Origin of the sequence: Arthrobacter sp. NPDC080073 (genome assembly GCF_040686575.1) — a bacterium.
Classification (GTDB): Bacteria; Actinomycetota; Actinomycetes; order Actinomycetales; family Micrococcaceae; genus Arthrobacter.
Genome location: NZ_JBFBKR010000007.1, coordinates 27,740 through 46,663, shown reverse-complemented (window position 1 = coordinate 46,663; position 18,924 = coordinate 27,740). Strand labels below are relative to the sequence as shown.

Here is an 18,924-nt window from a genome sequence, read left to right as displayed (position 1 = left end):
CTACCAGCCGCGTTGTCTGCTGCTGTCCGGGTCCACGCCGCGAATCAGGCCTGTCAGGTCCTGACGGCAATGGCGGCAGCTCCGGCCGCCTTGAATTCGCTGATCCGCTCGCGCGGGGTGGAGTCGCTCACAAGGGCTTCGCCCACAAGGATTGCGTGGGCACCGTTCCCCGCATAGTGCGCGACGTCGTCGGCGTTCCGCACGCCGGACTCGGCCACGACAACCGCTCCCGTTGGAATGTTTCCGGCGAGCGAGGCAAACAGGGAACGGTCGACGTCGAGCGTCTTGAGGTTGCGGACGTTCACCCCGATGATCCGCGCCTGGGCTGCGGCCGCACGCTCGATTTCCTCGGGAGTGTGGGTTTCCACGAGGACGTTCATGCCGAGCTCGTGGCTCAATGCGCTGAATTCACGCAACTGTGCATCCGAAAGCGCGGCGACGATCAGCAGGATGAGGTCCGCGCCATGGGCACGGGCTTCCCAGATCTGGTACTCGTCGACCGTGAAGTCCTTGCGCAGCAACGGAATGTCGACGGCGGCCCGCACCGCGTCCAGGTCCGCGAGGGACCCGTTGAAGCGCCGCTGTTCGGTGAGGACGCTGATCACGGAGGCGCCGCCGTCGGCGTATTGCACCGCCAGCGCGGCAGGGTCGACGATGCTCGCGAGATCTCCCTTGGAGGGGCTGCGGCGCTTGATTTCCGCGATGACCTTCAGTTCGTCGCGGGTGGCCGACGGACCGCCCAAGGCGGTCCAGGCGTCCAACGGAGGCACAGCGGCCGCGGCCCGCTCTTTCAGCTGGTCAAGGCCGACAAGGCGGCGGCGAGCCTCCATGTCCTCCCTGACACCGACGATGATGTCATCAAGAACGGTCACAGTCAGTGGCCGGCGTTCTTCAGCTTGCTGCCGTCGACGCCGTAGCCGGCCTTGCGCATGGCCCAGCCGGCAATCAGGCCGGCCACCATCACGACGATGCCGGCGATGAAGATGGGGGTGCTGGCGATAACAAAGGCGATGGAGGACACCAGTGCCCCTACCAGCATGACAATCACGCAGGTCCACGCGGCCGGGCTGTTGCCGTGGCCGATGGCGTCGCTGTGGCTGGCAGCGGTCACAGGGGCCTTGCTCGCGGACACTGTGGTTTTGCTCATGTGAAATCTCCTCAGGATGAATACTGCTTACATTCTGCCATTTATTGACCGCGCCCGGGACATCGTCCGGTGTCCGGACAGCCGCGTCCTACGTGGGGTCTTCTCCGCGCGAGAGGCTGTCCCAGCTATCGATCTCGTCGACGGGTCCGGAACCGGCGAGGGCTGCCCGGCTGGCGACGTCGTACTTGGTGCGCGCCTTCCAGTGCCGGCCGGCGACCGGCAGCAGGCCGCCACACAAAGCCAGCAGAGCCGCAGCGACGACGGCGAGTACCGGGAACACCGTGGATGATGCGGCCGCCTGGCCACCCGAGATGCCGGTGGTCGCCGCAATGGTTCCTTGCGCCGCACCAAGGGGGTCCGCCAGGACCGTCGCCGCGGCAATGATGATGCCTGCCGAGGCAAGCACGATGATCGTTGCAATGATCCAGCGCGAAACCTTGCCTGCGATGGACGATGCCAGTCCCCCGGCCAGGGCGACGAGCGCGAGTGCGGTCACCGCTGTTGCGGCTTTGCTCCCCTGGACGTGGAGGTCGGCATTGGCCGCGGCAGAGGGATCGAGCCGGACGTTGATCCAGGTCTGGGTGGTGGTCCCGAAAACGGCGAGGGCGAGAATTGCCATGGCGAGCACGACGTTGCCCTTCCGTGCCCACACGGGAGGCTTGGTAGTGGCCGGCTGAGGGCGGGCAGTGCTCACGGGGCGGGGTTCCAGTCCACGACCGTATCCCCGGAAACCGCGTCCCGGGAAATGTTGTGGAGCGATCCGGCGGTGTGCACGGCACGCAAGGGAGCGGCCGCCTTGTTCACAGTCTCGAGCGCTTCGGAAGGCTTGTGGGAATCTGCCACGATGCCGCCGCCGGCCTGGACGTACGCCCGGCCCTCCCGCAGCAGTGCCGAGCGGATGGCGATCGCCATGTCCATATCCCCTGCGAAGTCCAGGTAACCCACCACGCCGCCGTAGATGCCGCGTCGGTGCGGTTCAAGTTCGTCCAGGAGACGCAGCGCGCGCGGCTTGGGGGCACCGGACAGCGTGCCGGCGGGGAAGGTCGCCTTGAGCACGTCGTACGCCTTCGCTCCTGGCGCCAGCTCTCCGACCACCGTGGACACGAGGTGCATGATGTGGCTGAAGCGTTCGACCTCCATGAACTGCGTGACGTCCACGGTTCCTGCCACGCAGACCTTGGACAGGTCGTTCCGGGACAAGTCGACGAGCATGAGGTGTTCGGCGCGTTCCTTCTGGTCCGCAAGCAACTCGGCGGCCAGGGCCTTGTCGGCCTCGACGGTCTTGCCGCGGGGCCGCGATCCGGCAATCGGGTGCGTGATGACCTCGTTGCCGGTGACCGTCACCAAGGCCTCCGGAGAGGAGCCGACGATCGTGTACTCGCGGCCCTCGGGATCTTCGAGGCTGAAGAGGTACATGTACGGGCTCGGGTTGGTGTTGCGCAGCACGCGGTAAACATCCAGAGGGTCCGCGGCACACTCCATTTCAAAGCGCCGCGAAATGACCACCTGGAAGACCTCGCCGTCCACGATCGCTTCCTTGCCGCGATCGATCGCGTTGAGGTATTCCTGCTCATTCCAGCGTTCCTGGATGCTGGATCCGAAGTCGAGGGCTTCGGACTGCAACACGGACACAGGCTGCTTCACCGGCGTGCTGATCTGGTCCAGCAGTCGCTTCACCCGCGCGACGGCGTCATGCCAGGCTTCGTCGACCCGTTCGGAGCTGTTGTCGAAATTGATGGCGTTGGCGATCAACAGGACGGTGCCGTCCATGTTGTCGTGGACCGCCATGTCCGTCACGAGGTTCAGGGCCAGCTCCGGCAGGTGGAGGTCATCCTCCGGGGGGCTCGTCAGCTTCTCCCAGTGCCGGACGGTTTCCCATCCGAGGAAGCCGACAAGGCCGGAGGTGAACGGCGGAAGGTCCGGGAAGCGGTCGGTTTGCAGGGCCGCAATGGTGTCGCGGACGGCGTCGACGGGGCTGCCGTCGACCGGCACGCCGACGGGAGGCTCGCCGATCCAGTGGGCCTGGCCGTCCTTGCTGGTCAGGGTGGCACGAGAGCGGGAACCGATGAAGGAATAGCGTGACCATGCTCCGCCGACGGCTGCCGACTCCAGGAGGAAGGTGCCCGGCTGGCCCTGGGCCAGTTTGCGGTAGAGCCCGATGGGCGTCTCCGCGTCGGCCAGTACCCTGAGCCGGACCGGGATGACCCGGCTGTGTGCGGCGAGTTCGCGGAACTCCTCCAGGCCCGGGCTGATGATTCCAAGGTCCTGCATGGTTTGTGTTCTCCGCCTCTTCTTGTGTGCTTGCCTCAGTGGATGGTGTGTAGTGGCTAGTCCCGCTCGCCGGTCACGGCGGCGAGGCTCCGGTCATCGAAGCACGTGCGCGTACCGGTGTGGCAGGCCGCGCCCACTTGGTCGACGCGGACCAGGAGGGCATCGCCGTCGCAATCCAAGGCCACCGATTTCACGAACTGGACGTGCCCGGAAGTGTCACCCTTGCGCCAGTATTCCTGGCGGGAACGGGAGAAGAATGTCACGCGCCCGGTGGTCAGGGTCCGGTGCAGAGCCTCATCGTCCATCCAGCCGAGCATCAGCACTTCGTCGGTGTCGAACTGCTGGATGATCGCTGCCACGAGGCCGGCGGAATCGCGCTTCAGCGCGGCGGCCAGCTCTTGCGGGAGCGGACTTGCGGGCACGACGGCGGGCTCCGCGGCAAAGGCGGCAGCGGGCGTGGCTGGGGGTGTTGACTGCTCAGACATCAGATCAAGTCTAGTGCCTTATGGGGGGCCGAAATTCAGCGGCGGTTCCACTGCGCAACAGAGCGCGTCTCGTGCTAGTTTCACAAGTGATGCATTTCGTCGATCCCTCCCGCGAAGTACTGGCCGAAACACTCCTGGCGGCCGGACCTGACTCCCCCACGCTCTGCGAAGGGTGGCTGACAAGGGACCTCGCGGCGCACTTGTACTTGCGGGAACGAAAAGCGGCCGTCGGCATCGGCTTGGTCATCAAGAGCCTCGCCCGGGCCTCGGACAAAGCCACGGCCAAACTGGCCTCCAAGCTCAAAACCACGGAAGATTACGCCGAGCTGGTGAATACCTTCCGCGCAGGACCGCCCGCCTTGTCTCCCCTCAAGATCAAGGCCCTCGACGAGTCCTCCAACCTCATCGAATATTTCGTGCACACCGAAGACATCCGCCGGGCCGGAGACCGTTGGGCTCCACGGGCCCTGGACGAGGAATACTCGGACGCCCTGTGGGACGAATTGATCAAACGCGCTGCCATTCTTTACCGCGGCGTGGATCTCGGGATCGTGTTGGTCCGCCCCTCCGGTCCCCGCCATGTGGCCAAACGGGCTCCCGTATCCGTCGCCATCGTGGGTGAACCCGGTGAACTCCTGATGCATGCCCACGGCCGCACGCATCACGCGCTGGTCACCTTCGAAGGCCAGCCGGACGCCGTCGCCCTTCTTCAGTCAGCCGAAGTCGGCCTCTGACCCGCCGTTAAGCCCAACTAGCGGACCAGGAAGCCTGCTTCGCGAATCGCTGCCTTGACCTGGGCCATCATGTCATCGGGACCGAAGTGGAACACCGAGGCTGCCAGAACGGCGTCGGCACCTGCTTCCACTGCGGGCGGGAAATGCGCCGGTTCTCCAGCGCCCCCGGAGGCGATGATCGGGATGCGGACGGCCGCACGGACCAGGCGGATGAGTTCGAGGTCGAAGCCGTCCTTGGTGCCGTCGGCGTCAATCGAATTCAGGAGGATCTCCCCCACACCGCGGTCCGCGGCTTCCTTGGCCCACGCGATGGCGTCGATTCCGGTTCCCTGGCGTCCGCCGTGGGTGGTCACCTCGAAGCCGGAAGCCGTGGGCTCGGAGCCGGGCCTCGTCCGTCGCGCGTCCACCGACAGGACCAGTACCTGGGATCCGAAGTGGCGCGTGATCTCGTCGATGACGTCCGGGCGTGCGACGGCGGCCGTGTTGATGGAGGCCTTGTCCGCGCCGAAACGCAGGAGCTTGTCCACTTCGGCCACGCCGCGGACGCCACCGCCGACCGTAAGCGGGATGAAGACTTCCTCGGCGGTGCGTCGAACGACGTCGAACGTGGTTTCCCGGTTGCCGGAAGACGCCGTGACATCGAGGAAAGTGAGCTCGTCCGCCCCGGCGTTGTCATAGCGGTGCGCCAGCTCTACGGGGTCTCCGGCGTCGCGAAGACCCTCGAAATTGATGCCCTTCACCACGCGGCCGGCGTCGACATCTAGGCAAGGGATGACCCGTACTGCTACAGCCATTGCTACTCCTGGAATTGTCTCTCTTGGATGGCGTCAGATGCGGCAGGCGTGGATGCTGCTCACCAGGATGGCGCGGGCGCCGAGGTCGTACAGTTCATCCATGATCCGGTTGGTTTCCTTTTTGGGAACCATGGAGCGGACGGCAACCCAATCGGAGTCGCGCAGCGGCGACACGGTGGGCGATTCCAGACCCGGGGTGAGGGTGGCGGCTTCTTCTACAAGATCCTTGCGGATGTCGTAGTCCATGAGGACGTACTGACGGGCGACGAGCACGCCCTGCAGGCGCCGGATCAGGACTTCGATCTCCTTCGCGGTGCCGTTTGCGGCACCACCCTCGCCCGTGCGGCGGATCAGGACGGCCTCGGACTTGAGGATGGGCTCGCCGAAGATCTCCATTCCGGCGGCTTTGAGCGTATTTCCGGTTTCGACGACGTCGGCGATCGCGTCAGCGACGCCGAGGCGCACGGAAGACTCGACGGCGCCGTCGAGGCGGACGACCTTGGCCTTGACGCCCCGCTCGGCGAGGTAATCGCGCAGGAGTCCGTCGTAGCTCGTCGCGAGTCGCTTGCCTTCAAGCTGCTCGACCGTGGAGAAGTCACCGACGGGACCGGCGAAACGGAATGTGGACGCCGCGAAGCCAAGCGGAAGCAGCTCTTCTGCTTCGACCTGCGCGTCCAGCAGGAGGTCGCGGCCGGTGATGCCGACGTCGAGGGTTCCTTGGCCGACATACACCGCGATGTCGCGGGGGCGGAGGAAGAAGAATTCAATGTCGTTGTCGGGATCGACCATGACCAGCTCGCGGGTATCGCGGCGCTGGCGGTATCCCGCCTCGGACAGCATCGCGGAGGCGGCTTCGGACAAGGATCCCTTGTTGGGGACGGCTACTCGCAGCATGGGGGACTTTCTTGGGGAGTGGAAGGGGATGTCTCAGGCATTGTGCTCACTGCACTGTTCTCAGAGGCACTGTTCTCAGAGGGCTGTCTCAGAGAGGGCGCAGTGGGCGCGGGGGCCACGCTGGGCTCCAGCAGGACCTTTCGGGTCCGCGGGGAGCTGACGTGGCTAGAGATGCTTGTAAACGTCTTCCAGGCCCAGACCCTTGGCGAGCATCAGGACCTGCAGGTGGTAGAGCAACTGGGAGATTTCCTCGGCCGCGGCTTCATCGGATTCATACTCTGCAGCCATCCAGACTTCGGCGGCTTCCTCCACGACCTTCTTGCCGATGCCGTGGATTCCGGAGTCCAATTCGGCGACGGTACGGGAGCCCGCCGGACGGGTCGCTGCCTTTTCGCTCAGTTCTGCGAACAGCGTCTCGAAATTCTTCACGCCCTACAGCCTACTTGCTCGGGACCGGTGACCGCCTGTCGGGTCATTGCATGACGGCAGGGATGTGAGCGAACGCACAATGTGCGCCGGCACGCCCACATCCCTTCCGTCGATTGCTAGGCGTACTGCTTGAGGGTCAGTGCCGTGGCGAGCGCGGCGGTGACGGCTTCGTGTCCTTTGTCCTCGGACGAGCCTTCAAGTCCTGCGCGGTCCAGGCCCTGCTGCTCGGTGTCGCACGTGAGCACGCCGAAACCCACCGGCACGCCGGTGCGAACGCTGACTTCAGTGAGTCCCGACGTCGCCGCCTGGCACACGTAGTCAAAGTGCGGCGTACCTCCGCGGATGACGACGCCGAGGGCAACGACGGCGTCGAAATGCGGTGCGAGCCGTGCCGCCGCGACGGGAAGCTCAAAGGACCCCGGGACGCGCAGCACAGTGGGCTCGGCAATGCCGGCTTCCTTTGCAGCACGCAGCGCTCCGTCGAGGAGCCCGTCCATGATCTGGGTGTGCCAGCTGGCAGCCACGATGGCGAGTTTCAGCTGGTGGGTTTCCTCCGGGTTGAGGGCAGTGAGGTCGATGGTGGGGGCGCCGTGTCCGCTCATGGGTGTGTGGTAATCCGTTCAGTCTTGTTAGAAAAGTTCAGTCTTGTTCGAGGTCGAAAGTGCCGGTAGCTGCATGGGTACCGGCCGGTTCTGTGTCACCGAGGGTCAGTCGGTGGTCCATGCGGTCCTTCTTGGTCTGAAGGTACCGAAGGTTTTCTTCACGGGACGGGACCTCCGTGGGCACCATCTCGACCACCTTCACGCCGGCTGCGGCAAGCCGGTTCTGCTTGTCCGGGTTGTTGCTCAGGAGGCGGATTTCGTGAAGGCCCATTTCGGCAAGGATCTGGGCAGCCGCTTTGTAGCAGCGGGCGTCCACCGGCAGCCCGAGCTGCTCGTTGGCCTCAACCGTGTCGAACCCTGCCTCTTGAAGGGCGTAGGCCTTCATTTTGTTTGCCAGGCCGATGCCTCGGCCTTCTTGTCCACGCAGGTAGAGCAGGGTGCCGCCCTCTTCGCGGATCAGCTCGAGGGCGTAGGCCAGCTGTTCGCCGCAGTCACAGCGGTACGAGCCGAAAACGTCGCCCGTGAGGCACTCCGAATGGAGGCGCACCAGCGGGGCCTTGCCTTCGCGCGGCGTTTTCGGGGAACTCACCGCGAGGTGCTCCGCACCCGTCGCAAGGTCGGTCCACGCTTGTGCCACGAACCCACCGAAGGCGGTGGGTAGCTGGACAATCGGGCCGCCGCTCACGGGATGCGGTGCGCGCGCGTGCGTGCCGCCGTCGTGCGTTGTCGCTGTGGTCATCGCTGCTCCTCGTTTCCTGCCGGTATTGCAACCTGGTGTTCAGCCTCCGACGCTACAACATAAGCCACGAGGTCCTCGATCGAAATCAGAGGACATCCGTGCTCGGCAGCGAACTCCCGGAGGCTGTCCAGGCGCATCATTTCACCATCGTCATGTACCAACTCGGCGATCACTCCCACCGGGGCGAGCCCTGCAAGCCGGCAGAGATCAACTGCCGCCTCCGTGTGTCCCGGACGTTCACGCACTCCCCCCTTAACGGCCCGGAGCGGAAAAATATGCCCGGGCCGGGTGATCGATGACGGCGTGCTGCGTGGATCAGCCAGAATCCGTGCAGTCAGGGCCCTGTCCGTTGCGGAAATACCGGTGCTTACGCCGAAGGCAGCATCGCAGGACACCGTGTACGCCGTGCCCTTGGCGTCTTCATTGACCAGGACCATCGGCGGGAGCGCCAGGGCATCAGCCCGCGAACCCTCGAGGGGTACGCAAATGACTCCCGAGCTGTAGCGGATGGTCCAGCCCATGAGGGCAGGAGTCGCGTGTTCGGCGGCGAAGATGATATCGCCTTCGTTTTCGCGGTCTTCATTGTCCACGACAATGACGGGCCGGCCGGCTGCCATGGCCTGAATAGCCTTCTCGACGGGGTCCAGCCCCTGGCGTACCACGGTGGTACTGCCGTTGTGTGCGGCGCTCACTGGGCAGCCCCGCCGGTAGTTGCCGGGGAGCGGAAGGACAGCAGGCGCTCGGTGTATTTCGCGAGAACGTCCACCTCAAGGTTGACGCGGCCGCCTGTGGCCTTGGCCCCGAGCCCGGTTTCGTCCAGCGTGGTGGGAATGAGTCCCACTTCAAACCAGGGGTTCTCTTCTTCGGCCGGGCTGACGGCAGTGACGGTGAGTGAAACGCCGTCGACGGCGATCGAGCCCTTTTCGGCGATGTACCGTGCCAGCGGGGCCGGCACGGCGAAGCGGAGGCGGTCCCAGTTGCCCAGCGACTCGCGCTCCAGAAGCTGGCCGACGCCGTCGACGTGGCCCTGCACGACGTGGCCGTCCAAGCGGCCGCCGGCTTGTACGCAACGCTCGAGGTTCACAGTGTCGCCCGCAGTCAGTTCGCCGATGGTGGTCCGTACGAGGGTTTCACCCATGACGTCGACGCTGAACTCCCGGCCGTCTATGTCCGTTGCGGTGAGGCACACGCCGTTGACGGCGATGGAGCCGCCCAAGCCAAGACCTTCAGTGGTGCTGGGGGCCATGAGGCGCAGCGTGGCGCTGGCCTCGCCGTCGTGCTCGACGGACAGGACCGTGCCTTGTTCAGCAACGATTCCGGTAAACATCAGTGTCCTCCTGTGGTGGTGTCCGAGGCGTCCTTGCCCGGAAATGGTTCATGGTGTTCGGTGTGGGACTTCGTCCACGCCGGTTTGTTTCCGTCCGATGGTCCGGACCTCAAATGCAGCCGCAGGTCGCGGCCGAGTGCGTGGACCGCGCCGCCACCGGCGTCGTCCCAGTTCCAGTACTGGGCGTCAGCGAGGGTGGAGATGCCCAGATCCGTCAGGGCAGGTGTACCCGAGCCCAACAGGGTGGGCGCGAGATAGACGATCAATTCATCCACAAGACCCGCGGCAAGGAAGGCGCTCAGGATGCGGGAGCCGCCTTCCACCATGACGTGCCGGACGCCTTCAGCGAACAGCAACTCCAAAGCTTCTGAAGGATCGCGCGTTGGCAACTGGATGAACTTGCCGTCAGTCCCCCGCACCGCGGCATCCGCAGGGACCTCCCGCAGCCCCATGACAGCCCGGAGCGGCTGGTTTGGCGATTCCGCGCCGTCCGCTTCCCGCGCTGTCAGCCGCGGGTTGTCGACCAGGACGGTTTCGGTGCCCACGAGGATGGCGTCGATCAAGCGGCGCAGTCCGTGGTTGTCGGCCAGCGATTCCGGGCTGGAGATCCATTGGCTGGTCCCGTCGGTGGCCGCGATCCTGCTGTCCAGGGTCTGGGCAATGTGAAGCGTGACGAACGGGCGCCTCGCTTCCACCGCATTGAACCACTCGCGGTTCAGCTCCCAGGACTCGGCGGCGGCCAGCCCGGACTGCACGTCCACTCCGGCAGCGCGCAGCGTGCCGGCACCTCCGGCGGCGGGATCGTGGGGATCGTCCACGGCGTAGACCACGCGGGATATCCCGGCGTCAATGATGGCCCGCGCACAAGGTCCCGTGCGCCCTATGTGGTTGCAAGGCTCCAAGGTGACCACCATGGTTGTCCCGGCGAGGTCCAGGCCCTTTGCCTGCGCCTTGGCGATCGCATCGGCCTCGGCGTGGGGCGTGCCGGCGCCGCGGTGGTAGCCCGTGACGAGCTGTTCGCCATGGGGCCCGAGCACAACCGCTCCCACGAGGGGATTGGCGCCACGGTGTCCCCGGAGGGCGACGTGCAACGCGGTTTCCATGGCCGCTGACTCAGCTTCAGGGAAGTTCAGCTTCAAGGCCTCGCTCATGAGAGGGCTCCTGCGGTTTCCGGCTCGGGCGTTGGCTTGGGCGGCCGGTTTACACGTCGGTCTGCGCGCCACCAGACAAAGAATCCGGCAAGTGTGAAGAACCCGTAAAAGAGGTACATGAAAGCGCTGGCAAAGTAGCCTGCGCTGAAAAGCAGCGGAACTCCCACAATGTCCACGGCAACCCAGATCAGCCAGAATTCGGTCCAGCCGCGCGCCATCCCATATGTCGCCAGAAGGGAGCCCATGAAGGTCCAGGCGTCTGCCCACACGGGAGGGTAGGAACCCATGGCGTCGAAGACGGGAGTCAGGCCGGCTGTTCCCGCAATCATGGCTGCCGCCATTGCCATCCGCACTTTGGGGCTTGCCCATCCGGGCACAATGGCGTGCCCGTGGGTGCCTGGTTGGCGGCCCTGGCGCCAGCGGTACCAGCCGTAGGCTGCGACGCTGATGAACATGATCTGGCGTCCGGCCTGGCCCCACAGGGTTGCCGGCGAGGCGGCACCGAAGACGTTGCCAAGAAAGACCGTCAGCAGGAGCAGGTTGCCTGCGATCCCGATGGGCCATGCCCAGACTTTGCGGCGCATGCCGCCCAAGGCGCTGGCGAGCCCGAAAATATTGCCTAGCACTTCGCGAAGAACAAGAACAGATCCGCCTACGGGAATCTGTGCTTCGAAGAGCCATCGCAGAAAGTCCATGCCGTTCCTTCCCTCGAATGCCGCGATGGCTCCGGGGGTGTACGACAGCGCGATGCCGGGCGCACGGAACGCCGAGACATGACTGTACGTGCTTCTCCCATCCAGACTTTAACTGTCGGTACTGGAATTCCACCAGTTCAACCGTCCGCCGTCGAGATTCCCGTGCAGGAAACGCGATGGCTCGCGGGTCGCGGACTATAACCGCCGGTTCGGAATTACACCGACCCCGGAGCACGTATGTGTGTTGCTATTCTGACACAACTGGAGGCATGGCCGGTGTATTCCCGTAGCAATATGAATGCAATTGCGTCATTGTTGTCACATAGCCGCGAGGCCGGCGGCGCGGAGCCGCTCAATAGCGGCAGCGGGGTCCTCATGGCCGTAGACCGCGGAGCCGGCAACGAACACATTCGCGCCGGCTTCGGCTGCCCGGACAATGGTCTCTTCCGTGACGCCGCCATCAACCTGGATTGCGACGCCGATACCGGAGCCGTCGATCGCCGCACGCGCCCGCCGGATCTTCGGCAGCGTGACGTCCAGGAAGGACTGCCCGCCGAAGCCCGGTTCCACGGTCATGATGAGGAGCATGTCCAATTCACTGAGCATGTCCAGGTATGGTTCCACCGGCGTGGCCGGGCGAAGGGCCATGCCCGCCTTCGCACCCCGGGCACGGAGCTCGCGGGCGAGCTTGATGGGGGCCATCGCCGCTTCCGCATGGAAGGTCACGGAAGCCACGCCGGCGTCGGCGTAGGCCGGCGCCCAGCGGTCGGCGTCGGCGATCATCAGATGGGCGTCCAGCGGAACCGGACTGACGGCCTGGATCCGCTCCACGACCGGCAGGCCGAGCGTCAGGTTCGGAACAAAGTGGTTGTCCATCACATCGACGTGGACGGCGTCGGCGTTGCTGATTCTCTTCAGCTCGGCTTCCAGGTTCACGAAGTCCGCGGACAGGATGCTCGGGTTGATACAGCACTCAGTCAAGGCAATTCCCTCAGTATTGGTGACGGTGTGGTGGTGGCAATTCTCCAGCTTAGGCACGCGGGACTTTAAGCCGGGGAAAGGCGCTGAAGGTTACGGATTCTTCCGGATAAGCGCCAGGAACATCGCATCAGTCTGATGCACATGCGGCCACAATTGGGCGGTCAACCCGTGCCCCGCGCCGAGGTTGCCGGTCAGGCTGACCGAGTCCAGGGCCGCGCCGGCGTCGATCTGCTCCAAATCGTCCCGCTTGCGCAGGACATCGCTGACGACGGCGGTGGTTTCGGCCGGGTGCGGGGAGCACGTCACGTACGCCACCACTCCGCCCGGTTTGACAGCGTCGATGGCCGAGTTGAGCAATTCACGCTGCAACGGACCGAGATCGGCAAGGTCCTTGGGCGTCCGGCGCCAGCGCGATTCGGGGCGGCGGCGCAGCGCGCCAAGGCCGCTGCAGGGGACGTCGACCAGCACGCGGTCGAAAGTTTCCGGTTGTTCCTTGCCGACGTCGCGTCCATCGCCTATCCGAACGGTCCAGGCGTCCGCCGGAACCGCCGAGAGCGCCTGGCTGACCAGCTTTGCCCGGTGTTCTGCGGGTTCATTGGCCAAGAGGCTCGCGCCTTCCTTGTGGGCGAGGGCAGCCAGCAACGCCGCCTTGCCACCGGGACCGGCGCAAAGGTCCAGCCACTTCTCGCCGTCCCTGGCGGCCTGTCCGAGGTCCACGGCCGCGACGGCGCGGGCCACCAACTGGGATCCGACGTCCTGGACGCGCGTGGTGCCTTCGCGGATGGAGGACAGGCGCCCGAGATCGCCGCCGCTGGACAGCGCCGAATCGATGACGAGCTCGCCGGGAGTGGCCCCGTTCTCCAAGGCTTCTTCGAGGTTGCCGATGCCGGGCAGCGCCACCAGGTTCACCACCGGGGCGGCGTTGTCGGCTTCAAGCAGTTCGGTGATTTCGCTCGCGGGGCGGCCATGCATGACGAGCGACTGCCGCAGCGCCCTGACAATCCATTCCGGGTGCGCATGGCGTACGGAGGCGATCCGGGTCTCGTCGGTCTCGTTTTCCAGCAAGTGGTCGAGCCACTCCGACAGCGTCCTAGCAGTGACTTTCCGGAGCACCGCGTTGATGAGCGACGACGGGCCGGCTCCGATGACCGCGCGGGCCAGCCCGACAGTCTGGTCCAGTGCGGCGTGGGCAGGAACACGCATCGCGAGCAATTGGTGGGCACCAAGTCGCAAGGCATCAAGGACTGCCGGATCGAGTTGGGTGAGCGGCCGGTCGACACACTCGGCCAGGACGGCGTCGTACATCCCCTGGCCGCGCAGGGCCCCGTAGCTCAGCTCGGTGGCGAATCCGGCGTCGCGCTTGTCGAGGTGGTGGTGGCGGATCCGTGAGGGCAGCACGAGGTTCGCGTACGCGTCTTCCGAAGCGACTGCGCGCAGGACTTCAAACGCCACCAATCGGGCCGGATCCGCGCGCCGGGTGCGCTGGGACGGTGCGTTGGCGGAGAAACCGCGTTGCGGGCCCCTGTTGCGTTCACGGCCTTGGGCGTTGCGGTTGCTTTCGCCGCGGGGACCGCGGTTGCCGTGGCCCCCGCCATCCCTTTTCCCACCGTTGTTGGGGCCACCGTTGTTGGGGCCGCGCCGGCCGGACTCATTCATTCGAATTCCACGCTTTCTGGTGTTGCCAAACCACGGGCCCAATCGGCCGACGGCATCATCTTCTTGCCCGCAGGCTGGATCCGCCCGAGCTGCACCGCATGGGATCCGGTCCCGACCAGGACGTTCTTGCCATCAACCCGGACCTGGCCGGGTGCAAGGTCCCGGATGTCCGGGCGCAGACCGACGGGTTCCAGCTTGACGCGCTGCCCGTCGAGCATGGTCCACGCTCCCGGTTCGGGCGTGACGCCGCGGGACCTGCGGTTAATGGCGAGGGCCGGTTGCGTCCAGTCGAGCCGGCCGTCGTCGAGCGTCAGTTTGGGCGCGAGCGTGACATCGCCTTGCTGCGGCAAGGGGGCCGCCTTGCCGGACTCGACGGCGGATAGTGTCTGGGCGAGCAGGATCGCGCCGCTGCGCGAAAGCCGCTCCAGCAAGTCGCCGGCCGTGTCCTCGGGACGTACGGTTTCCGTCAAAGTCCCGAAGACCGGTCCCGTGTCGAGTCCTTCTTCCAGGAGGAAGGTAGCCGCGCCGGTGATGTCGTCGCCGGCGATGACTGAACGTTGGACCGGTGCGGCGCCGCGCCAGGCAGGAAGGAGGGAGAAGTGGAGGTTGATCCAGCCCTGGCGCGGGACTCCGAGTGCGGCTTTGGGGACGAGGCCTCCGTAGGCGACAATCGCTGCGACGTCCGGCTCATAGGAAGCGATCCGCTCGGTGGTCCCGGCATCCACTTTCGAGGCGTGGATGATGTCGATGCCCAGTTCGGCGGCACGTGCTGCCACGGGCGAGGGCGTCAGGATCCGTTTGCGGCCGGTCGGGGCATCCGGCCTCGTCAGCACCGCCACGATCTCGAAACCCGCCTCGATGAGCGCGTCCAGGGATGGGACGGCTACAGCCGGGGTGCCGGCGAAAAGCACCCTCATTCGGCAGCCCCGAAGCTGCCGAAGCTGGAGCCGACAGTGTTGGCCCGCTTGGCGGTGGTCCGTTCTGTCACGGTGTGGTAGTTCGCCGCGCGGATGGCCCGGAGTGCGGCTTTCCGGTCCTCACCCTCCAGGCGGTCGGTGAACAGGATCCCGTCCAGGTGGTCCGTCTCGTGCTGGAAGCAGCGGGCGAGCATGCCTTCCGCTTCAACGGACACGGGGTTGCCGTTCAGGTCCACCCCGGTGGCGCGGGTGGTCTTGCGGCGGCGCACCGGGAACGCGAGTCCGGGAATGGAGAGGCAGCCTTCCACCTCGTCGGGCTGGAAGTCCTCGCTGTTTTCCAGTACGGGGTTGATGATGTGCCCTTCCACACCGCCGATCCGGTAGGTGAAGACCCGTTGGCTGACGCCGACCTGGGGTGCGGCGAGCCCTGCACCGTCCACGTCTTCCATGGTCTCGGTCATGTCCGAGACGAGTTTGGCGAGCTCAGGCCCGAATTCCGTGACTGGATCAGCAACCGTGCGGAGCACGGGGTCGCCGATGATACGGATACTCAAAATGGCCATGTGCTGTCTTTCCTCACGATCGGCAAAGTTTCGGTCCCCGCAAAAGGGGCCTAGGCCAGTTTAGTTGAGCCTGCGGGCGCCGCTGCGGCAGGGTACGACGGCGGAGCTACAGGGAGCAGCGCCGTTCCGGCTGCGGCCACATCCGCGGACATCTCCCACACTCGCTTCAAGGCGCAGAATTTCCACCAGTGGTGCTTGAGAACGTCCGGGTTGGCCAGCTGGGGGCGCACTTCGGTCTCGCCGATAGCCACCGCAAGCAGGACAGGGTTTTCACCGTACTTCCACGGCTCCCACTCCCCTGCCACTGGATCCACAAGGCTTTCCTCGGCCTTCATGCCCGCAACCAGCTGCATCACCACCTTGTCGTCGAGGGGTTTCACCGTTCCATCCCGGGTGGTGCCTTTGGTCTTGTAGTCGATCAGGCAGATCCTGCCGTTGATTTTGGCGACGAGGTCAAGGGTTCCGGCATAGCCAACGCTGGCGTTCCACACGGTGATCTCGGGCGCAACGGGCTCCACCCGGTACAGCTCCCACCATTCATCGAAGCGGGCCGCGAAGGCTTCCTCGCCATGTGAAGCGAGCTCTTCGCGCGTTTCCTTCACACGGTGCGGCCGTCCAAGGGCGCGCAGGGCCACTTGCTCGCAGTAGTTGTGCACGCGGTCGCCGCGGCGTGCAGCGTCGTCCCGGTACACCTCCGCAGCCTTGGCCGCCTTGTTGACGGCCTGCCTCATCTTGGCGGGGCTGGAGAGATGTTGCGGGAGCTCGGGATCCTTCGCCAGGCTGCTGGCACCCATGTAGCCGAACCAGCCGTCCAGGGAGTGGGCCTGCTGGCCGATCACTGTGGTGATGGAAGGGACCGAGAAGGTCTCGGCCGTGGACCGGGCATACATCCGGCCGTATTCGGTGGCGTGGGCAAGCAGTGGATCTGTCATAGGAAAACTCTTTCACACACCGCTGACAAGAAGATCCGGAGCCTAGGCAGGTGCCGACGAAAGAACACAGGTTCAGGGGGATGATTTGAATATGCGGATTTCTTACGACCCTGAAGCGCGGGCGGCCTATGTTTCATTGCTCGGAGCGATCGAAGATGGCTCATCGGTACGCCAGCTTGGCCCCATTGACCTTCCGGGCGGGGACGGCCAGATTGTGGTTGATTTGGACAGGGACGGACACATCCTTGGTTTCGAAATCCTCAACGCCGATCTCGCCCTCAGCCCGGAGGTAAACGCCAAAGCATCAAATCCGGGTGAGTGATCTGAAATACAAAAGCAAGCGCCGCTCCGCCCCGCAACCAGGGCCTCCACGCATGGCGCACAAGTTTCCTTGACTCCCGGTGCCATAATTGGTCACGTCCGCGGATACGGGAGCGAAAAGTGGTCCTCGATATAACAACACTGCGAGTGGCCCTTGGCGTGGTCGCCCTGACGCTGCTCCTTCTTTTTTATGCATCCTTCAGGCGCACGCGGTCCTCCTACAACGGGTGGTGGTGCATCGCCCTCTTGTTCTTCCTTGCTGGAAACCTGGCCTTCCTTCTCAACGGGACACCACACCAAGTCTGGGCGAATCCTTCGGGAAACGTCCTTTTGGTGGGCGGGGCACTGAGTGTCTGGACCGGAGCCCGCTCTCTCCGGATGTTGCCGCCGCCAAAATGGCAGTTTGCTACGGCGTGTGGAATCACAGCACTCTCGTCCCTATTGGAGAACCCCGGTTACAACACCTGGTCCGGGGGCCTGGTCTATCTGGGATTCATGACCCTGGGCATCGCGTTGGCGTCCCGCGACCTGTGGCTGTTGGACTCCAGCTACTCCCACGTGCACAAGTCGATGGCCTTGGCCGCGGGATTCCTGGCCGCCTACTATTTCTGCCGCCTGGCCGTGTACCTCGTAGACGGTCCAAGCGGACCGAATTTCCGCATGTATTTCGGCCCGTCAATGGCCAGCCTCGTGACGCTGGTACTCCTCGTTGCGGTCTCTTTCAGCATGACTGCCCTCAGCAACGATCAGCTGATCAACCGGCTCAGCGAACGCGCCGCCCGCGACAACCTGACCGGGCTTCTCAATCGTGGCACTTTCATGGATCTGGCCACTAAGGAACTTGAGCGCCTGCACACCACGGGCTCTGTCGCGTCCTTGATCCTGGCCGACCTGGACCACTTCAAAGCGATCAATGACGAGTACGGTCACGCCGCCGGTGACGCCGCCCTGCAAGCATTCGCGGCTGCGTGCTCCGAGTCCGTACGATCCACCGACCTCGTCGGACGGTATGGGGGCGAAGAATTCATCTTGCTCTTGCCTGGAGCGGCCCAGGAGCGGGCCGAGAGCATCGCGGCCGAGATCAATCGCTCTTTGGCCGCCAGCAAAAGCCTCGACGACGTCCACATCCCTACGGTGAGCTACGGAGTCACCTCAACCCAGTTCGGCGCAGTCGACCTCACGGCGATGATTGCAGCCGCCGACGCGGCCCTCTACGAAGCCAAGTCACTCGGAAGGAACCGGGTGGTCAGGGCAGCGCCCCGCACATGATCGGTCCTCGATGGGCGACGATGCAGGAACCCGCCGGCAATGACAAGAGGTCCTGCGCGAAACATGAACAATGTTTCGCACAGGACCTCTTCTTGGTGGGCGATACTGGGTTCGAACCAGTGACCTCTTCGGTGTGAACGAAGCGCGCTACCACTGCGCCAATCGCCCGTGCACAAGAAGACTAACCGACCCCGGCCGGAATTCAAAAATCCGGAAAGCGTCGGGCCGGCCGAGCAGGCAACACTCGAGAAAAGACCCACGAATCACACCCGTGTAACTCGGAAAATCCGCGCCAATTCAAGGAACAAGCACCCATTGCTTACGATTCCGGCCGATCGATTTGGAGTTTCCCGGAACCTCCTATAGAGTTTTTACTCGTCGGAAAGCGACGGAATGCCCCCTGCGGGCAGGCCGCTGCAGAGGACAATGCGGACGTAGCTCAGCTGGTAGAGCACCACCTTGCCAAGGTGGATGTCGCGAGTTCGAATCTCGTCGTCCGCTCGCAGGACACTGTCACGGCATTGACTTCTTGGAACCCCAGGAATCGTGCTTACACGGTGGGTTGGCCGAGAGGCGAGGCAGCGGCCTGCAAAGCCGTATACACGGGTTCGAATCCCGTACCCACCTCGGTGAAAACCTTGGTTTCCGGTCCAGGCCGGATTGCATTTGGGCGATTGGCGCAGCGGTAGCGCGCTTCCCTGACACGGAAGAGGTCACTGGTTCGATCCCAGTATCGCCCACCAAGGCAAGGCAACTTGCTTGTTGATGAACATCCGGCCCCGGCCGGAGGCCATCATGTGCGGACGTAGCTCAGCTGGTAGAGCACCACCTTGCCAAGGTGGATGTCGCGAGTTCGAATCTCGTCGTCCGCTCTCGTATTTTAAGGTCCCGGCAACGGGCCGGCCGGCTTATGCCGATCCGGGCGATTGGCGCAGCGGTAGCGCGCTTCCCTGACACGGAAGAGGTCACTGGTTCGATCCCAGTATCGCCCACCAAGGCAAGGCAACTTGCTTGTTG

Annotated in this window: 22 protein-coding genes, 6 tRNA genes and 1 riboswitch; of the genes, 8 read left to right on the top strand and 20 right to left on the bottom strand. The window is 64.7% G+C overall.

Annotated elements, in window-relative coordinates:
- Positions 1-53: 53 nt before the first annotated feature.
- The 5 genes from trpC to hisI form a co-directional block, all read right to left on the bottom strand.
- Positions 54-872, bottom strand: a complete 819-nt coding sequence (gene trpC, locus AB0O52_RS10315) for an indole-3-glycerol phosphate synthase TrpC (protein ID WP_364537107.1) — start codon at positions 870-872, stop codon at positions 54-56.
- A gap of 2 nt (positions 873-874) precedes the next feature.
- Positions 875-1,147, bottom strand: a complete 273-nt coding sequence (locus AB0O52_RS10310; protein ID WP_236817197.1) for an HGxxPAAW family protein — start codon at positions 1,145-1,147, stop codon at positions 875-877.
- An 88-nt stretch (positions 1,148-1,235) separates the two neighbouring features.
- A complete protein-coding gene (locus AB0O52_RS10305) occupies positions 1,236-1,841 on the bottom strand; it encodes a Trp biosynthesis-associated membrane protein (protein ID WP_364537103.1) in 606 nt (201 codons plus the stop codon).
- A complete protein-coding gene (locus tag AB0O52_RS10300) occupies positions 1,838-3,418 on the bottom strand; it encodes an anthranilate synthase component I (RefSeq protein ID WP_364537100.1) in 1,581 nt (526 codons plus the stop codon). The genes AB0O52_RS10305 and AB0O52_RS10300 overlap by 4 nt, the downstream gene beginning before the upstream one ends.
- Before the next feature lie 56 nt (positions 3,419-3,474).
- Positions 3,475-3,903, bottom strand: a complete 429-nt coding sequence (hisI, locus tag AB0O52_RS10295) for a phosphoribosyl-AMP cyclohydrolase (RefSeq protein ID WP_364537097.1) — start codon at positions 3,901-3,903, stop codon at positions 3,475-3,477.
- A gap of 89 nt (positions 3,904-3,992) precedes the next feature.
- Here hisI and AB0O52_RS10290 point away from each other — a divergent pair, with 89 nt between their 5' ends.
- The gene (locus tag AB0O52_RS10290) at positions 3,993-4,637 is read left to right on the top strand and encodes a TIGR03085 family metal-binding protein (protein WP_364537094.1); all 645 of its coding nucleotides are present in this window, start codon (positions 3,993-3,995) and stop codon (positions 4,635-4,637) included.
- Between the two features lie 17 nt (positions 4,638-4,654).
- On the opposite strand, the gene hisF is transcribed toward AB0O52_RS10290, so the two are convergent.
- The 14 genes from hisF to AB0O52_RS10220 all read right to left on the bottom strand — a co-directional run bounded on the left by hisF (position 4,655) and on the right by AB0O52_RS10220 (position 16,317).
- Complete coding sequence (gene hisF, locus AB0O52_RS10285) at positions 4,655-5,431, bottom strand: imidazole glycerol phosphate synthase subunit HisF (protein WP_364537091.1); 777 nt, start codon at positions 5,429-5,431, stop codon at positions 4,655-4,657.
- Between the two features lie 33 nt (positions 5,432-5,464).
- Complete coding sequence (hisG, locus tag AB0O52_RS10280; protein ID WP_364537088.1) at positions 5,465-6,325, bottom strand: ATP phosphoribosyltransferase; 861 nt, start codon at positions 6,323-6,325, stop codon at positions 5,465-5,467.
- A gap of 165 nt (positions 6,326-6,490) precedes the next feature.
- Positions 6,491-6,754, bottom strand: coding sequence for a phosphoribosyl-ATP diphosphatase (locus AB0O52_RS10275; RefSeq protein ID WP_078105460.1), 264 nt, complete (start codon positions 6,752-6,754; stop codon positions 6,491-6,493).
- Positions 6,755-6,870: 116 nt separating this feature from the next.
- Complete coding sequence (gene ribH / locus AB0O52_RS10270) at positions 6,871-7,356, bottom strand: 6,7-dimethyl-8-ribityllumazine synthase (protein WP_364537083.1); 486 nt, start codon at positions 7,354-7,356, stop codon at positions 6,871-6,873.
- A gap of 37 nt (positions 7,357-7,393) precedes the next feature.
- The gene (gene ribA, locus AB0O52_RS10265) at positions 7,394-8,095 is read right to left on the bottom strand and encodes a GTP cyclohydrolase II (protein ID WP_364537080.1); all 702 of its coding nucleotides are present in this window, start codon (positions 8,093-8,095) and stop codon (positions 7,394-7,396) included.
- A complete protein-coding gene (ribB, locus tag AB0O52_RS10260) occupies positions 8,092-8,787 on the bottom strand; it encodes a 3,4-dihydroxy-2-butanone-4-phosphate synthase (protein ID WP_364537077.1) in 696 nt (231 codons plus the stop codon). The genes ribA and ribB overlap by 4 nt, the downstream gene beginning before the upstream one ends.
- Complete coding sequence (locus tag AB0O52_RS10255) at positions 8,784-9,422, bottom strand: riboflavin synthase (protein WP_364537074.1); 639 nt, start codon at positions 9,420-9,422, stop codon at positions 8,784-8,786. The genes ribB and AB0O52_RS10255 overlap by 4 nt, the downstream gene beginning before the upstream one ends.
- Complete coding sequence (gene ribD / locus AB0O52_RS10250; RefSeq protein ID WP_364537071.1) at positions 9,422-10,573, bottom strand: bifunctional diaminohydroxyphosphoribosylaminopyrimidine deaminase/5-amino-6-(5-phosphoribosylamino)uracil reductase RibD; 1,152 nt, start codon at positions 10,571-10,573, stop codon at positions 9,422-9,424. Before ribD ends, AB0O52_RS10255 begins: the two co-directional genes overlap by 1 nt.
- Positions 10,570-11,268, bottom strand: a complete 699-nt coding sequence (gene pnuC, locus AB0O52_RS10245; RefSeq protein ID WP_364537068.1) for a nicotinamide riboside transporter PnuC — start codon at positions 11,266-11,268, stop codon at positions 10,570-10,572. Before pnuC ends, ribD begins: the two co-directional genes overlap by 4 nt.
- An 84-nt stretch (positions 11,269-11,352) precedes the next feature.
- Positions 11,353-11,507, bottom strand: a riboswitch (FMN riboswitch).
- A gap of 79 nt (positions 11,508-11,586) precedes the next feature.
- Positions 11,587-12,249 carry a ribulose-phosphate 3-epimerase gene (gene rpe, locus AB0O52_RS10240; RefSeq protein ID WP_364537441.1) on the bottom strand — a complete coding sequence of 221 codons (663 nt, stop codon included), beginning with the start codon at positions 12,247-12,249 and terminating at the stop codon, positions 11,587-11,589.
- Positions 12,250-12,339: 90 nt separating this feature from the next.
- Positions 12,340-13,905, bottom strand: coding sequence for a transcription antitermination factor NusB (locus AB0O52_RS10235; RefSeq protein ID WP_364537065.1), 1,566 nt, complete (start codon positions 13,903-13,905; stop codon positions 12,340-12,342).
- Positions 13,902-14,822, bottom strand: a complete 921-nt coding sequence (gene fmt, locus AB0O52_RS10230; protein ID WP_364537062.1) for a methionyl-tRNA formyltransferase — start codon at positions 14,820-14,822, stop codon at positions 13,902-13,904. Before fmt ends, AB0O52_RS10235 begins: the two co-directional genes overlap by 4 nt.
- On the bottom strand, positions 14,819-15,385 hold the full coding sequence (gene def / locus AB0O52_RS10225) for a peptide deformylase (RefSeq protein WP_364537059.1): 567 nt from the start codon (positions 15,383-15,385) through the stop codon (positions 14,819-14,821). The genes fmt and def overlap by 4 nt, the downstream gene beginning before the upstream one ends.
- A gap of 50 nt (positions 15,386-15,435) precedes the next feature.
- A complete protein-coding gene (locus tag AB0O52_RS10220; RefSeq protein WP_364537056.1) occupies positions 15,436-16,317 on the bottom strand; it encodes a cytochrome in 882 nt (293 codons plus the stop codon).
- Between the two features lie 91 nt (positions 16,318-16,408).
- Here AB0O52_RS10220 and AB0O52_RS10215 point away from each other — a divergent pair, with 91 nt between their 5' ends.
- Positions 16,409-16,639, top strand: coding sequence for a DUF2283 domain-containing protein (locus AB0O52_RS10215; RefSeq protein WP_364537053.1), 231 nt, complete (start codon positions 16,409-16,411; stop codon positions 16,637-16,639).
- 119 nt (positions 16,640-16,758) lie between these two features.
- Positions 16,759-17,907 carry a GGDEF domain-containing protein gene (locus tag AB0O52_RS10210; protein WP_364537050.1) on the top strand — a complete coding sequence of 383 codons (1,149 nt, stop codon included), beginning with the start codon at positions 16,759-16,761 and terminating at the stop codon, positions 17,905-17,907.
- Between the two features lie 93 nt (positions 17,908-18,000).
- Here the strand turns inward: AB0O52_RS10210 and AB0O52_RS10205 are convergent.
- A tRNA-Val gene (locus AB0O52_RS10205) sits at positions 18,001-18,075 on the bottom strand.
- 260 nt (positions 18,076-18,335) lie between these two features.
- Between AB0O52_RS10205 and AB0O52_RS10200 the strand changes: the two genes are divergently transcribed.
- The 5 genes from AB0O52_RS10200 (at position 18,336) to AB0O52_RS10180 (ending at position 18,902) form a co-directional block, all read left to right on the top strand.
- Positions 18,336-18,408: transfer RNA gene (locus AB0O52_RS10200), tRNA-Gly, on the top strand.
- Positions 18,409-18,463: 55 nt separating this feature from the next.
- Positions 18,464-18,534: transfer RNA gene (locus AB0O52_RS10195), tRNA-Cys, on the top strand.
- Positions 18,535-18,575: 41 nt separating this feature from the next.
- A tRNA-Val gene (locus AB0O52_RS10190) sits at positions 18,576-18,650 on the top strand.
- A gap of 56 nt (positions 18,651-18,706) precedes the next feature.
- A tRNA-Gly gene (locus AB0O52_RS10185) sits at positions 18,707-18,779 on the top strand.
- Positions 18,780-18,827: 48 nt separating this feature from the next.
- Positions 18,828-18,902 (top strand) — tRNA-Val (locus tag AB0O52_RS10180).
- Positions 18,903-18,924 lie beyond the last annotated feature (22 nt).